The sequence below is a fragment of the Stenotrophomonas sp. HMSC10F07 genome, from assembly GCF_001807895.1.
GTDB lineage: Bacteria > Pseudomonadota > Gammaproteobacteria > Xanthomonadales > Xanthomonadaceae > Stenotrophomonas > Stenotrophomonas sepilia.
Genome location: NZ_KV791341.1, coordinates 94,070 through 107,521 on the forward strand (window position 1 = coordinate 94,070; position 13,452 = coordinate 107,521).

The following is a 13,452-nucleotide window of genomic DNA, read 5'->3' on the forward strand; positions in this document are numbered from 1 at the left end:
AGACGTATTGGGAACGTTCCCACTCGCCATTTCAATGTGCAGTGCACAAAAATCCAATAGTCCTTTGGCGTTAACATGGTCCTGGACGGCCGTCCGGCCCAGAAAAGCGCTCGATTCCGGGAACGTTACCAGTGAGCATCAGCATCAATGACGTCGCACGCGTGGCGGGGGTATCCAAGTCCACGGTGTCGCGGGTGCTCGGCGGCGGCCCGGTCAGCGAGGCCGTGCGCGGCCGGGTGGAGGCGGCGATCCGCCAGACCGGATATCACCCCAACCTGCAGGCAAGACGCCTGCGCGCCCGGCATACCGGCATCATCGGCCTGATCGTGGCCGATATCCGCAACCCGTTCTTCACCGCGCTGATCCGCGCCGTGGAGGAAGTCGCATACCGGGAAGGCCTTCGCGTCACCCTCTGCAACACCGATGAGGACCCCGAGCGCGAGGCGCTGTATCTGCAGTTGATGCATGAGGAACGCATCAGTGGGCTGATTTTTGCGCCCACCCGGACCACGGTGGGGCGGCTGGACCGGCTCACGCTGGATTACCCTACGGTCCTGGTCGACCGTGCCGCACCGGGTGGCACGATCGACAGCGTGGTCCTCGACAACGCAGCGGCGATGTCACGCCTGGTCGAGCACCTGGCCGAGCGCGGTTATCGCCGCATCGGTGGCCTGTTCGGCAGCACCAGTACCACGGCGTCCGAACGCCGCGACGGCTATATCGCTGCAATGCGCAGGCACGGGCTGGAACCGGACTACCGGGAGGTAGAGCCCACGGCCGAGGCCGCCATCGCAACGGTCGAGCAGTGGTTGACCAGTCCTTCGCGTCCCGATGCGCTGGTCGCCAGCAACAGCCTGCTGCTCATGGGCGCATTGAAAGCGGCCCGCAGCGCTGGGCTTGCGATTCCAGGAGAGCTGGCGCTGGCAGGCTTCGACAACGAGCGATGGACCGAGCTGGTCGAACCGGGTATTACCGTGGTCGAGCAGCCGGTTGAAGAGATGGGGCGAGCTGCGATGTCGCTGTTGCTGGAGCGCCTGCGCATGCCGGAGCTGCCGGTACGCAGACTGGTGATGACGGGGAGGTGCGTGGTGAGAGGGTCAACGGCTGCGCGATAGTCCGGCGCCGCGCCTGCGGCAGTAGCAGTCGCAGGCGCAGTCCATGAGGCTGGCACTGGGGTGTTGGCGGGTCGCGCGTTGTCTGCTAAAAGCCATCTGGACACGCAGACCGGATGGATCATCGCCTTGTCAGAGCCTTATTCAGCGCTGTTCCGCCTGCAGTTGCGCCACGAAGATCTCTCCAGGTGGCTGGCGGCGCCCCTGCCTTCGCCATCCCGATGGTCCGACTGGCGATGCATCGCCGGGCCGTGGCGCTTGCGCAACGGTGAATGCCTGGCGTCTTCAAGCGACGAGGCGTTGGATGAACTGCTCATAGACTGCCAGGCCCTGCTGGCCCGCTACCCCGACAATTGCGCCGCATTGAAGGCCTTCCTTGCATCCGCGCAGGCCGAGAATATCCAGGTTGCCGCCTATGACCGCACTGGTACGCACTTTGTTGCGGGATCGCTGACGTATTCGGAGAGCCTCTACGATCTCATCGCGTTTCTGACTGTGGCACGGGGCGCGGCCGATTTCCTGAAGGCAGGCGACCACGGGGTGGCACTGGTCCACGACTATCTCTGGGCAGAGGAAGGTGAGCGCGAGACCGTTGCCGCGATTGCCCTGGCCGGCCAGGGGGAATCCGGATTCCTTTCTTCCACGGACCTGGATGCCGCTGCCGCGCCCTTCGACGCCTTGGTGGATGCCATGCTGGACGCTGAGGACGACCCGGCGTTTCAACCACGCAACCAGCTTGATCAACTCTGACCGGCGCCGCGTGGAATCCAGAAAAACGACAGCCAGGAGCCCGATATGAAAGGACATCACGCCCGTCGCGCGCACCGCCGCATGCGTTGGCTCCTGACACTGGGCCTCGGCGCCCTGGTGGGACCCGCCGTGGCAGGCACAACGCAACCGGAACGCACCTGGCTTGTCAGTGGGGCGGAGCTCATCACGCTGCTGCAGGGCAAAGGCGCTGACGGGTTCTGCGATGGCGAACAGTGCCGGGGGCTGTCCAGCGCCCGGGCCAGCAGCTACATTCTGGGTGTTGCCGATGCCAGCCGCGGGCAGTGGTGTGGGCAGGGCCGGATCCTTCCGCATGAACTGGTCGATCAGGTGTCTTCCCATCTCCGGCAGCTGCCCCGCGAGCGATTGCAACAGGATGCGTCTGCCCTGGTTGTCGAAGGGCTGCGCGCGGCGTTTCCCTGTGGTCGCGGCACATCGCCTGGTGGCAGTGCCGAGCCCGGCAAGGCACGCTGAGACGCGTGGGCTGGGCGTTGCCAACGCGGGCTGCAGCCTGCGTAATGAACACATCGGTGTTCTGCACGCTGGCGACGCGATGCATTCACGACTACCGACACCCGCGCCCGCGACACTGCATGCTCCTTCCTCCGCATGAGGTGCCCCATGGCCACCTGCGATGTCTGCGGCAATGACTACGACAAGAGCTTCACCCTCCAGCAGGGTGGACGCAGCGGCACCTTCGATTCGTTCGAGTGCGCCATCCACGCGTTCGCACCGCGCTGCGCACATTGCGACTGCGCGATCATCGGCCATGGCGTTGAAGGAAGCGGTCAGATCTTCTGCTGCGCACATTGCGCCGGTCACGCCGGTGTAAAGGGAATCGCAGACCGGGCCTGAGTCCCCTCCGGCCGGTCATGCCGGGACTAGCGAGGCGAGCCGTGCGACCCGGGCTGCACCCGAATCGGCGAGCAGCGCCATCGCACGCTGTTTGCGGGCCGGCGTCCCCGCCACGGCCTCCCGTGCCACCACTACGTCGAATTCCCTGGCGTTGGCGTCCAGCGCAGTGGCCAGGACACACGAATCGGCCGTCATCCCAGCGAGCCAAAGGCTGCGCACGCCGAGCTTGGCCAGCAGAATCGGCAACGGGCTGGCCAGGAACGCCGAATGCTTGGGCTTGAGCACGAAGTAGTGGTCGGGCAGGGGAGAGAGGAGGCCGGCAATTCGCCCGGCCGGTCCTCCATCCCGCTGGCACTGTGCTACCTGCTGGCGGAAGTCACGCTTCCAGTCCGAGAAATTGTCATTGGCGTAGATGACCGGCCATCCGTGGTCATCGAAGTGGTCTCTCAAGCGCCGGATCTGTCTGGCCGCCCGCTCCGCAGCCGGTGCCAGCGCCTGCGCACCCGGGAAGTCGAAGCGACTGAACATATCGATGATCAGCAAGGCCGTTGACGGAGCATTTCCCATGGCTCAATCACCTGTCTGCGCGTGCGGAGCTTCGACCGGCTTGGATTGCGGTGAGTCCTTCTGCCGCAGGAAGATCGTGAGCACGACTAGGGACAGCACGGCAAGGAATTCGCTCTGCCAGTTCTGCATCGATTCGAACCAGAACGTGCTGCTGCCCAGATGCTCCAGGAAACCCGGCACCGGCAATCCCTGCAACTGCTGCTCGACCTGCTCGGCGCGCCAGCTACCCAATGCATGCAATGTAAAACTGAGCAGGAACAACAGGCCGAAGGCGATCGCAAGCGAGTGGCTGTATACCGCCTTCCATGCGCCACCGCGACGAACCGGCCACGGCGCAGGGCCCGGCTCGACGTGGTTCTGCTCCTGCGCGGGGTCCAGCGGCCGGGATTCTGCTGAGCCACGCTGGCGCAGGCTGACGGTCAGAAGAACGTACATCCCCATCTGCAGGAACTCGCTCTCCCAGTTTTCGAATGTAGCGCTGACAAAATGCCCGGTCGCCAGGTAGTGCCACAGGTCGACCGGCGCGCGTCCGTGCTGCGTCAACGTCTGGTTGTGCACGTGATGTCCCGCAACTGCCTGCCCGACAATGAAGACGACAGTGAGTGCAAGCAGCACCAGCGAGAGACCGTTGCGTTTCCACATGCAACACCTCGTTCAGGCTGACCGGAAACCGTGCATGCAGCTTGCGCCGGTAGCGCACCATGACGCGTGAATCCGGCGCATCCAGGATGTGAGGCGGCCTCAACGCTTGCCCGTCGGATCGGGGTCGGGACGTTCGTAGTCCTCAGGTACGGCCTTGGGGCCATCGCCGTCGTCCGGCATGTCGTGCGCCTTCCACTTCGCTCGATCATTGCGCCGCTTGTCCGGGGTGTGCGCCTTCGATTGATCGTCCACGTCTGTTGTTGGATTGAAAGGCAGCTTGTCGTTCATGCTGGGCTCCTGTGGCGGGTGTTCGCAGCGTGACCCGGTCGGGGTTAACGCTACGACGCCGCGGAATGAACGCTGTGCACACCTGGATGTCACCGGGGCGGGAGGACGTCCCTGCGATGCTGTCGTTCCGATCTTCTGGAGAAGCACGATGCAGGCATTGACCTATCACGGCCGCAAGAATGTGCGCGTCGAGACCGTGCCGGACCCGGTGCTGGCGGCTGAGGACGATCTGATCCTGAGGGTTACCGCCACCGCCATCTGTGGTTCGGACCTGCACCTGTATCGGGGCAAGATTCCCGATCTGCACGACGGCGATGTGCTGGGCCACGAATTCATGGGCGTGGTGGAAGAGGTCGGCAGCGGCGTAACGCAGGTGAGGCCGGGTGATCGTGTGGTGATCCCCTTCGTGATCGCCTGTGGCGAGTGCTTCCACTGCCGGCTGGCCGAGTATGCCGCCTGCGAGACCACCAACACGGGCAAGGGCGCTGCGCTGAACCAGAAGGGCCTTCTGCCTCCGGCGGCGTTGTTCGGATACAGCCATCTGTATGGCGGCGTGGCAGGCGGACAGGCCGAATTCGTGCGCGTGCCCAAGGCGAATGTGGGCCCACTGCGCATCCCGGAAGGCGTGGCCGACGAACAGGTTCTGTTCCTGTCGGACATTCTGCCCACCGGCTATCAGGCCGCGCTGAACGCAGGGGTCAAGCCGGGCTCGACAGTGGCGATCTTCGGTGCCGGTCCGGTTGGGCTCATGAGCGCGGCCTGCTGCCGGCTGCTGGGGGCGGAGACCATCTTCATGGTCGACCATCTTCGCTACCGCCTGGACTACGCGCGCCGTGCCTATGGTGTGACGCCGATCGACTTCAAGGAGATCGAGGACCCAGCCGACTACATCCTGACCCAGACCAGTGGGCGCGGCGTGGATGCCTGCATCGAGGCCGTCGGTTTCGAGGCCGAGGGCAGTGCCCTGGAGTCAGCGCTGACCGCCGTGAAACTGGAAGGCAGCAGCGGCGTGGCCATCCGTCAGTGCATCGCAGCCGCCCGCCGCGGCGGCGTGGTCAGCATTCCCGGTGTCTATGCCGGTTTCATCCACGGGTTCCTGCTGGGCGATGCGTTCGACAAGGGCCTGACATTCAAGATGGGGCAGACCCACGTGCAGGGACTGATGCCGGAACTGCTGGACGCAATCATCGAAGGAAAGCTGGATCCGGGTGACATCATCTCGCACCGGATGCGCCTGGCCGACGCAGCGCAAGGTTATGCGATGTTCGATGCCAAGGACGACGACTGCCGCAAGATCGTATTGACCCCCTGAGCAGGCCGTCATGAGCGCGATTGTCATGGCCGGTGTCTACGCAGTCTGGCTGGCCGCCGGTGCGCTGGACTTCCACTTTCACCGGCGTACCGACCTGCCGCACACGTCCGCGATGCGCGAGAGCCTGCTGCATGGGCTGCAGCTGCTGCTTATCGGCAGCGGCGTGCTGGCGTGGCTCGTGCTGGAAAGCACGTGGTTGCTCGTCGCGCTGCTGGCAGTCCTGGTCATCGCGCATGCAATCGCCGGCTACCTCGACACCGTCAGCGCGGACGGGCGGCGACGCATCAGCCCGGCCGAGCAGCACGTGCACAGTGTGCTCGACGCCGCTCCCTGGGTGCTGCTGGGCGGGGTGGGGTGGCAGGCCGAGCCTCGTTGGGCAGTCAATGTGGCACCGGCAGCACCGGCGCTGTGGGGGTTTGTATTGCTGCCGGCGCTTGGGCTGGTGGTGTTGCCATGGCTATGGGAACTGCGCCAGTGCGTGCGTGCAAGCGAACAGCGCCAGCGGTGACCGCGTGAGGAACACTGCGCCGGGTATTCATGTGGCCGCCACATCGCCAAGACAGTGATGTGACCGCAGGGCGCCTACGTTCATGACCTATCTTCATTGCAGACCGGCCATGCAGGATGTGACGTCGCCTTCTTCGCTGTTCAACCGCGCGCGCCAGGTTCTCGCCCAGCAGCCCGCACTGCCTTTGCCCGGAAGTGGCCACACGCTGCAGCGTTGGCGGGCGCTGGCGGCGTGGGGGGCAGAGGACCTCTGCTTGGCCAAGGTACTGGAAGCGCATTACGACGCCCAGGCGATCATTGCCGAGCTGAACGCGCCTAGGGTTGCTGAAGGGCAGCTGCTGGCGGTGTGGGCCGCAGAAGGCCCAGCCAACACCCTGCGCATCGACGCCGGCGGTGGGCTGTATGGTGACAAGCCCTGGTGTTCAGGCAGCGCGTGGGTGGATGCGGCACTGGTAACCGTGCGGAACACACACGGCGTGTGTCTGTGCCATGTGGCGGCGGAGCATTGGTGCACGCTTTCGGGTGAGCCCTGGCCGGCGGCTGGCATGGCCGGCATTCCGTCCACGACGGTGCGCTTCGACGGCGCACCGATGACGATTCTGGGGCCGCGCGACGCCTACCTGCAACGGCCGGGCTTCTGGCATGGCGGAGCCGGTATCGCGGCGGTCTGGTTTGGCGCAGCGGTGGCACTGGCTGAACGCATGCGGCCGGCCTGCAGCGACGGCAACCGCGCACGGCTGCTGGGTGCAGCGGACCTTGTGCTGGGGCCGGCTGCGGCGCTGCTTCGCGAAGTGGCCGCGCGCATCGACGACGCGCCCCAATCGGCGCATCGGGGAGACGTAGTGCGGCTGCGCTGCGTGGTCGAGCGGGCGGCGACGCGCGTCCTGGACCTTGCAGGTCGCGCGCTCGGTCCGGCGCCGATGTGCCTGGAAGACGGTCACGCCCGCCGCTGGGCGGACCTGACGGTGTTCCTCAGGCAGTGCCATGCCGATCGCGATTGGCAGTGGCTGGGTGAGCAGCGGGCAGCCGAGGAGACCGCATGGGCGCTGTAGCCAGCACACCCCTGCAAGGAGGGGGAACTCAGGAACAGGCCTGGCTGCGCTGCGATTGGCTCTGGCAGCAACCGTCCACGTCCGCCCGTTCACTGTGCGCCGACCATGACCGCCTTGTGGTCGTCGCGCCGCATCCCGACGACGAGATTCTTGGCTGTGGCGGGCTGCTCCATCATGCCGCGGCACAGGGCATGGAGGTTGGCGTCATTGCCGTGACCGATGGTGAAGCGTGTTATCCGGGTGAACCGTGGTGGACACCGGAGCGCCTGCGGTCGGCGCGTCGGGCAGAGCTTGCAGCGGCATTGGCGGAACTTGGGATTGCGGCCGACGCGACGTTTCATCTCGGCATCGGCGATGGCGCGGTCAGCAAGCACGAACAGGGCCTGCAGGACTGGCTGCAGCAGCGCCTGCAGCCGGGCGATCTGGTACTGGCGCCCTGGCGCTTCGATGGGCATCCCGATCACGAAGCGGCAGGGCGTGCAGCCTGCCGCGCCGCGCGCGCAGTGGGTTGCCGTCGCCTGGAGTACCCGGTGTGGGGCTGGCACTGGCTGGATCCGGCCTGCGCGCATATGGCGTGGGAGTCCCCGCAGCTTGTCGACATTTCCGCAGTGACGTCGGTGAAACGAAGTGCGATCGCCCGGTTCCGGACGCAGACGGGCAACGTGCCGGGCCTGAACAGCCCGCCGGTGCTGCCTTCCCATGTACTGGCCCGATTTTTCCGCGATTACGAGGTATTTCTGGCATGAGCGCGCAACCGTACTTCGATGAACTGCATGAGCAGGAAGACCCTTTTGGCTACCGCAGTCGGTGGTATGAAGAACGCAAGCGTGCGTTGCTGCTGGCCAGCCTGAGCCAGCGCCAGTTCAATCGTGGCTGGGAGCTGGGATGCTCCAACGGCGTGCTGACCGAGGCCCTGGCGGCCCGCTGTGAGCGCCTGCTGGCCACCGATATCAGCCCGCGCGCAGCGTTCCGGGCCCGCCGCAACCTGGCCCACCTGCCGCACGTGCAGGTCCACTGCGCCAGCCACCCCGAGCAATGGCCGCCGGGGCGCTTCGACCTGATCGTCTGCGGTGAGATGGGCTACTACCTCGGGACGAGCGCCCTTCGCGAGCTGCGTGCCGGAATCGATCAAGCACTTCGTGACGACGGATTGCTGGTCGCCTGCCATTGGTTGCCCTCGTTCCCCGGGCGGATGAGCCGGACCGAAGTCGTGCATCGGTGCCTGGGCCACGGCCTGCACGAAGCCTTCCACTATCGCGATGCGGACTTCGTGCTGCAGGGCTGGACGCGCGGCACGCTGTCACTGGCCCGCAACGAGGGCCTGCGGTGATAGGCGTTCTGGTCCCCGCGCACAACGAGGCAGCCAGCATGGCGCGCTGCCTGCAATCGATCCGAAGGGCGGCCCTGCACCCGGGCCTGGGCGGCGAAGCGGTCGAAGTGGTGGTTGCACTGGACGCTTGCTCGGATGCGACGGCGTCCATCTGCCACCAACAGCGCGTCGGCATTGTGCGGCTGGATGCACGCTGCGTGGGGATTGCCCGCGCAGCGGCCGCCGTCGAGCTGCTGGGTCGCGGCGCCACGTGGTTGGCCAGCACCGACGCTGATAGCGAGGTCCCTGGCGACTGGTTGGTTGGACAACTGGAGCAGCCGTGTGACGCCTTCTGCGGACTGGTGGACATTGCGGCGCGCTGCCCGTCCGAACATCGCCTGCGCAGGGTATTCCAGGGGCGGCAGCAGTGGGGGGAAGGTCACGGGCGCATCCATGGTGCCAACCTGGGTGTCTCTGCCCATTTCTATCGTGCGGTCGGCGGTTTTCCTGCCTTGCGCTGCGGGGAAGACGTTCAAATGGTGAGGGCGCTGCAGGCCTGCGGCGCGGATGTACGCTGGGCCGGTGCTCCCGTCGTCTTCACCAGTGCGCGTCTGGAAGGGCGCGCCGCAGGGGGATTTTCAGCCTATCTGGCGGAAATGGGGGCGGCGGGTGCCCCTGCCGTGCTGACCGGGCCGGCCATTGCGTAAACACCGGCCATTTCGCCGCACCGCAGCAGGCGGTCGCGCCGTCAGGCGTCTCCGATTCAGGCCGAATCCCATGAAACCCGGGCACATCGGCCAATATGTGACGCGCTCCCTGTACGCGTTTACGGCGCGTGAACGCTGCCGACCATAGATTGATCGGCTGGGAAAGCAGGAGCGGCCGATGCCGAACAGCGCGATTGTCTACGCCAGCCGGGCTGCCCCCGGGTTCACGCCGGAACGCCTGGCTGCACTGATGGAAGATGCGGCCCGCTTCAATCGATCAGCGGGCGTGACCGGGGTCCTGTTGTTTGACGGGCAGCGCTTCCTGCAATACATGGAAGGCCCCGCGGACGGGCTGGATGTTGCCTTCTCCCGCGTAAGCGGGGCCCGCAGCCACACCGAACTGACCGAACTCGGGCGTGGCCGGGTCGGGCAGCGGCGGTTGCCGTTCTGGCCGATGCGCTGCCTGTCGGTCAGCGCGAGCGAGCTGCAGAGGATCGCCCTTGCCGACTGGTGCCGTTTCATCCAGCGGGCAGTAACCAGCCAGGACGAAGCCGAAGCGATGGAGAAGCTGCTTGCAGTCGTTGAGCCCTACGCGAACGCCGCCTGAAGTGCGGGACGGGTGCTAGCGTGTTGTGCAGCTGATCACACGCCGCACAGTGTCCTGCAACTGATCGATGTGGAATGGCTTGGCCACGAAGGCAGCCCGGCGGTGGCGCTGTGGCACCAGCTGGTCATAGACCGCAGAGACGAACAGAAAGGGGATGCCAAGTTCCGCCAGGCGATCAGCGACTGGAAATACCACGCCGTCTCGAAGCTCGACGTCCAGCACGGCGCCGTCGAACCGCTGGGTATCCAGCAGTCCCAGCGCGTCGAACACGCTGTAGGCGTGTGTCACCTGGTCGCCAGCGTCCTCAAGTGCATGTTCCATCAGTGCTGCCAGGTCGAGCTGGTCTTCCACCAGCAGCAGGTTGCATCTGCGCTGGCTCAATCCGGATTGCATGTGTGCAGCCTGTGTTGCTTCGGGAACGCCAGTCTGTGCTGTGTAGCATCAATACGGTGCGTGCGGCTTGTCAGCCCGGCGCGAAGCCCGTGAAGCGCGCTTCCAGCACCGTATAGGCAGCGTGCAGGGCCGGATGGAGTTTGTTGACGGCGCCTTGGCACGTGCCATGGATACTGCCGCCGTCCCCCGCATCGGAGCTTTTCTCATGCCGCTATCCGGAACCGATTCTGCTTCCCCCCGCGTGCTGCGTGTCGAGTGCATGCCGCTGGACTGCGGTGGCACAGCCGTCGTGGTGGAACTGGACCGCATGCCTGAACGGACATGGATGAAGTCGCTCAAGCGGGCGCTGCAGGCCGACGATGTCCTGGAGGACGCGCACGCCAAGTTCGATGGGCGCTTCGTGTATGTCGTGGGCGTGGAAGGCGGCGCTCACCGTATGCAACATCGTGTGGTACAGGCGCTGGTGGCAGCGGACGCTCCGCGCGCTCCGGCTGGCAGCCTGCGAAGTCGAGCCGGCGGCACGGCACTGTCCAGCCCGATGCGCTGAGCGCGGACCGGGGCCAGCCCGAAGTCCGTGGATGTTATCGCCGCATCAGGGCTGCGCGCAGCGCCCACCTTGGGCGGTTCACACCTTCCGACGAGGCGGTCGCCTGCTGAAGTGGCTGCGTACCGGGCGCGCCTGACATTGCGGCGGTCTGCGGCTTGTGCCCGACCAGCGCGTCAACGCTATGGGGAAGGGCTACGCAACAGTTCGACGCAGCCTCCACACCGATCTCACTGCGCCTACGATCCGTGTGGCTAAGGTAGGGCGGTCTGCAACAACCGGTGGTGCCATGCCTTTTCGCGCGATTGCCTACGTGAGTGAAGCCTCCCGCAACCTGACGGAACTGCGGCTGCAGCAGCTTGTGGCCGAAGCGGTGCAGTTCAACGAATCCGTCGATGTCACCGGCACGCTGCTGTTCGATGGCTCGCGCTTCCTGCAGTATCTGGAGGGCCCGGAGGCCGGGATCAATGCGGCGTACACGCGCATTCTCGCGGCCGGCAGCCACAGTGGGATCGTCGAGCTGAACCGGGGCAGGGTGGGGCGTCGACAGTTTCCGCACTGGCGGATGCGCAGCGTGCGGGTGGACGAACTGGCGCTGGGAAAGATCGCCATCTCCGACTGGACCGGCTTCGTACGCAGCGCGTCGGCGCTCGACTCGGGAAGCAGTGCGCTGGATCGTCTGCTGTCGGTCTCGCCGTTGCAGACGGATGCAGGTGCGGGAGAGACCCTGGAACCGTACCGGCAGTCGGTACGATGAAGGCCGCGGCCGCCCCGCGTGCATCCGCCCCACTGCGTGTGGGCTGTGCGGGCTGGTCGCTGCCGCGGGCGGTTCACGAAGCGTTCGGCGTGGGCGACAGCGCACTGCAGCGCTATGCCACCCGCCTGCCGATGGTGGAGATCAACTCGTCCTTCTATCGACCGCACCAGCCCAGCACCTACGCGAGATGGGCGGCGAGCGTTCCGGAGGGCTTCCGGTTCGCGGTGAAACTGCCGCGGGAGATCAGCCATGAGCGTCGGCTGCGCGATGCGATGCAGCCGCTCGAACAGTTCCTTGAAGGCGTGCTGGAGCTGGGCGGAAAGCTCGGTCCGTTGCTGCTGCAGTTGCCGCCCAGCCTGGTGTACGACACGATCACGGCCGAAACCTTCCTGCGAGGCCTGCGCGCCCGCACGCGGGCCGATCTGGCGTGCGAGCCGCGCCACCCGAGCTGGTTCACGCCGGAAGTGGATGCACTTCTGAGTGCGCATGGCGTGGCACGGGTCGCTGCGGATCCGGCACGTGTGCCGGCGGCAGCGGTTCCCGGCGGTGACCGCACGTGGAGCTACTGGCGCTGGCACGGTCAACCGCAGATCTATCGCAGTGCGTACAGCGAACAGGCCCTGGCGGAGCTGGCGGAACGACTGCGGCGCGAATCCGGCGCGCAACGACCCGCCTGGTTCGTACTGGACAATACCGCACTGGGCCTTGCCACCGGCAACGCCCTGCGCCTGCAGGCGCTTCTGCAGGAGAATGCACATGCCTGAAGGCCCTTCGATCGTGCTGCTGCGCGAAGCAGCGAGCCACTTCAAGGGGCACGTGGTCCGCGCCGTGTCCGGTAACAGCCGCATCGACCTGTCACCGCTGCAGGGCCGCAGGGTCAAGGCGGTCCGCAGTTGGGGCAAGCACTTCCTGCTGGAATTCAGCCGCCACACGCTGCGCATCCACCTGATGATGTTCGGCAGCTGGCGCATTGACGAACGGAAGCCGACCCCGGCGCGGGTATCGCTGGTGTTCGACAACGGTGAGCTGAACTTCTATGCGTGTTCCGTGCGCTTGATTGACCAGCCTCTGGACGACATCTACGACTGGCGGGCGGACGTGATGAATGATGCCTGGGATCCGAAGCTGGCCCGGCGCAAGCTAGAATCCATGCCGGACGTCCTGGTCTGCGATGCGCTTCTGGACCAGAGCGTCTTCGCCGGCGTGGGCAACATCATCAAGAACGAGGTGCTGTTCCGGATAGGCGTGCATCCGGCCACACGGCTGGGCGACCTGCCGCCACGCAGGCTTACCGCCATGATCGAGCAGGCCCGCGCCTACAGCTTCGATTTCCTGGAATGGAAGCGTCGCTTCGAGTTGAAGAAGCACTGGCAGGTTCACACCAGGAAGGCCTGTCCCCTGTGCGGTGGCCCGATCAGCAAGCTCTACATGGGGACCGCGCGGCGACGCACGTTCTTCTGCCCCAATGATCAGGTGCTGTACCAGCCCTGAGGCTGCCATCCGTGGCAGCCGGCTTCCGGGGCGCGTCGATCAGGCGGCCTGCGCGGCCTTGGCGTTGCCGCCGCCCTTGGCCAGCAGGGTCAGCTTTTCGTCAGTTGCCTTCTCTTCCTCAAGCGTCTCCAGCAGCAGCGGCAGGGCATCCTTGTAGCCCAGCTGCTTGGCCAGCGCGGCGATGGTGCCGTAGGAAGCAATCTCGTAGTGCTCCACCTTCTGCGCGCCACCGATCAAGGCCGCATCCCGCACCGGCCCCTTGTCGATGCTGTCGATCACTTCCTTGCCTTCCTCCACCAGGCCCTCCATCGCCGCACACTTGATGCGCTTCAGGCGAATGCCGAGCACCTCGACCACCTGATCGATGCGTTCGATCTGGCCCTGCGTTTCTTCCAGGTGCGTTTCGAACGCTGCGGCCAGGTCCGGGTTCTCGGCCGCACGGGCCAGGCGCGGGAGGGCCTTGGTCAGCTGCTTCTCGGCACTGTAGATATCCGAGAGTTCGTGGATGAACAGGTCTTCCGCCGTCTTGATAGCCATACTG

Annotated in this window: 20 protein-coding genes; 15 read left to right on the plus strand and 5 right to left on the minus strand. The window is 65.7% G+C overall.

The features are described 5' to 3' along the window. Positions 1-131 precede the first annotated feature (131 nt). The 4 genes from HMPREF3114_RS04000 to HMPREF3114_RS04015 all read left to right on the plus strand — a co-directional run bounded on the left by HMPREF3114_RS04000 (position 132) and on the right by HMPREF3114_RS04015 (position 2,735). Positions 132-1,115: a LacI family DNA-binding transcriptional regulator gene (locus HMPREF3114_RS04000; protein WP_053496588.1), complete on the plus strand. Its 984-nt coding sequence runs from the start codon at positions 132-134 to the stop codon at positions 1,113-1,115. A 126-nt stretch (positions 1,116-1,241) separates the two neighbouring features. Next, a complete protein-coding gene (locus tag HMPREF3114_RS04005; RefSeq protein ID WP_229765963.1) occupies positions 1,242-1,862 on the plus strand; it encodes a hypothetical protein in 621 nt (206 codons plus the stop codon). 45 nt (positions 1,863-1,907) lie between these two features. Continuing rightward, positions 1,908-2,354 carry a Rap1a/Tai family immunity protein gene (locus tag HMPREF3114_RS04010; RefSeq protein WP_229765964.1) on the plus strand — a complete coding sequence of 149 codons (447 nt, stop codon included), beginning with the start codon at positions 1,908-1,910 and terminating at the stop codon, positions 2,352-2,354. A 147-nt stretch (positions 2,355-2,501) separates the two neighbouring features. Continuing rightward, a complete protein-coding gene (locus HMPREF3114_RS04015; RefSeq protein WP_005416583.1) occupies positions 2,502-2,735 on the plus strand; it encodes a hypothetical protein in 234 nt (77 codons plus the stop codon). Positions 2,736-2,750: 15 nt separating this feature from the next. Here the strand turns inward: HMPREF3114_RS04015 and HMPREF3114_RS04020 are convergent, their stop codons facing one another. The 3 genes from HMPREF3114_RS04020 to HMPREF3114_RS04030 all read right to left on the minus strand — a co-directional run bounded on the left by HMPREF3114_RS04020 (position 2,751) and on the right by HMPREF3114_RS04030 (position 4,232). After that, positions 2,751-3,302, minus strand: coding sequence for a cysteine hydrolase family protein (locus HMPREF3114_RS04020; RefSeq protein ID WP_053496590.1), 552 nt, complete (start codon positions 3,300-3,302; stop codon positions 2,751-2,753). Between the two features lie 3 nt (positions 3,303-3,305). Beyond that, entirely contained in the window at positions 3,306-3,944 is a 639-nt protein-coding gene (locus HMPREF3114_RS04025) for a DUF6766 family protein (protein ID WP_053496591.1), read from the minus strand. 99 nt (positions 3,945-4,043) lie between these two features. After that, complete coding sequence (locus HMPREF3114_RS04030; RefSeq protein ID WP_053496592.1) at positions 4,044-4,232, minus strand: hypothetical protein; 189 nt, start codon at positions 4,230-4,232, stop codon at positions 4,044-4,046. 148 nt (positions 4,233-4,380) lie between these two features. Here HMPREF3114_RS04030 and HMPREF3114_RS04035 point away from each other — a divergent pair, with 148 nt between their 5' ends. The 7 genes from HMPREF3114_RS04035 to HMPREF3114_RS04065 all read left to right on the plus strand — a co-directional run bounded on the left by HMPREF3114_RS04035 (position 4,381) and on the right by HMPREF3114_RS04065 (position 9,726). After that, entirely contained in the window at positions 4,381-5,544 is a 1,164-nt protein-coding gene (locus HMPREF3114_RS04035) for a zinc-dependent alcohol dehydrogenase (RefSeq protein WP_053496593.1), read from the plus strand. Positions 5,545-5,554: 10 nt separating this feature from the next. Continuing rightward, positions 5,555-6,052, plus strand: coding sequence for a hypothetical protein (locus HMPREF3114_RS04040; RefSeq protein WP_053496594.1), 498 nt, complete (start codon positions 5,555-5,557; stop codon positions 6,050-6,052). 109 nt (positions 6,053-6,161) lie between these two features. Next, positions 6,162-7,103 carry an acyl-CoA dehydrogenase gene (locus HMPREF3114_RS04045; protein ID WP_053496595.1) on the plus strand — a complete coding sequence of 314 codons (942 nt, stop codon included), beginning with the start codon at positions 6,162-6,164 and terminating at the stop codon, positions 7,101-7,103. After that, the gene (locus tag HMPREF3114_RS04050; protein WP_070489177.1) at positions 7,091-7,849 is read left to right on the plus strand and encodes a PIG-L deacetylase family protein; all 759 of its coding nucleotides are present in this window, start codon (positions 7,091-7,093) and stop codon (positions 7,847-7,849) included. Before HMPREF3114_RS04045 ends, HMPREF3114_RS04050 begins: the two co-directional genes overlap by 13 nt. Further along, positions 7,846-8,433 carry a class I SAM-dependent DNA methyltransferase gene (locus HMPREF3114_RS04055; RefSeq protein ID WP_070489180.1) on the plus strand — a complete coding sequence of 196 codons (588 nt, stop codon included), beginning with the start codon at positions 7,846-7,848 and terminating at the stop codon, positions 8,431-8,433. Before HMPREF3114_RS04050 ends, HMPREF3114_RS04055 begins: the two co-directional genes overlap by 4 nt. Next, on the plus strand, positions 8,430-9,119 hold the full coding sequence (locus HMPREF3114_RS04060; RefSeq protein WP_070489184.1) for a glycosyltransferase family 2 protein: 690 nt from the start codon (positions 8,430-8,432) through the stop codon (positions 9,117-9,119). Before HMPREF3114_RS04055 ends, HMPREF3114_RS04060 begins: the two co-directional genes overlap by 4 nt. A gap of 178 nt (positions 9,120-9,297) precedes the next feature. Next, positions 9,298-9,726, plus strand: coding sequence for a BLUF domain-containing protein (locus tag HMPREF3114_RS04065; protein ID WP_070489187.1), 429 nt, complete (start codon positions 9,298-9,300; stop codon positions 9,724-9,726). Between the two features lie 15 nt (positions 9,727-9,741). On the opposite strand, the gene HMPREF3114_RS04070 is transcribed toward HMPREF3114_RS04065, so the two are convergent. Continuing rightward, positions 9,742-10,119: a response regulator gene (locus HMPREF3114_RS04070; protein ID WP_053496599.1), complete on the minus strand. Its 378-nt coding sequence runs from the start codon at positions 10,117-10,119 to the stop codon at positions 9,742-9,744. A 166-nt stretch (positions 10,120-10,285) separates the two neighbouring features. On the opposite strand from HMPREF3114_RS04070, the gene HMPREF3114_RS20515 reads away from it, so the two are divergent. The 4 genes from HMPREF3114_RS20515 to HMPREF3114_RS04090 all read left to right on the plus strand — a co-directional run bounded on the left by HMPREF3114_RS20515 (position 10,286) and on the right by HMPREF3114_RS04090 (position 12,911). After that, complete coding sequence (locus tag HMPREF3114_RS20515) at positions 10,286-10,666, plus strand: hypothetical protein (RefSeq protein WP_235643023.1); 381 nt, start codon at positions 10,286-10,288, stop codon at positions 10,664-10,666. Positions 10,667-10,952: 286 nt separating this feature from the next. Beyond that, entirely contained in the window at positions 10,953-11,420 is a 468-nt protein-coding gene (locus tag HMPREF3114_RS04080; protein ID WP_070489189.1) for a BLUF domain-containing protein, read from the plus strand. Then, complete coding sequence (locus HMPREF3114_RS04085) at positions 11,417-12,184, plus strand: DUF72 domain-containing protein (RefSeq protein WP_070489192.1); 768 nt, start codon at positions 11,417-11,419, stop codon at positions 12,182-12,184. The genes HMPREF3114_RS04080 and HMPREF3114_RS04085 overlap by 4 nt, the downstream gene beginning before the upstream one ends. Beyond that, complete coding sequence (locus tag HMPREF3114_RS04090) at positions 12,177-12,911, plus strand: DNA-formamidopyrimidine glycosylase family protein (protein WP_070489195.1); 735 nt, start codon at positions 12,177-12,179, stop codon at positions 12,909-12,911. Before HMPREF3114_RS04085 ends, HMPREF3114_RS04090 begins: the two co-directional genes overlap by 8 nt. A gap of 39 nt (positions 12,912-12,950) precedes the next feature. On the opposite strand, the gene HMPREF3114_RS04095 is transcribed toward HMPREF3114_RS04090, so the two are convergent. Beyond that, positions 12,951-13,448, minus strand: coding sequence for a YciE/YciF ferroxidase family protein (locus HMPREF3114_RS04095; protein ID WP_005416567.1), 498 nt, complete (start codon positions 13,446-13,448; stop codon positions 12,951-12,953). Positions 13,449-13,452 lie beyond the last annotated feature (4 nt).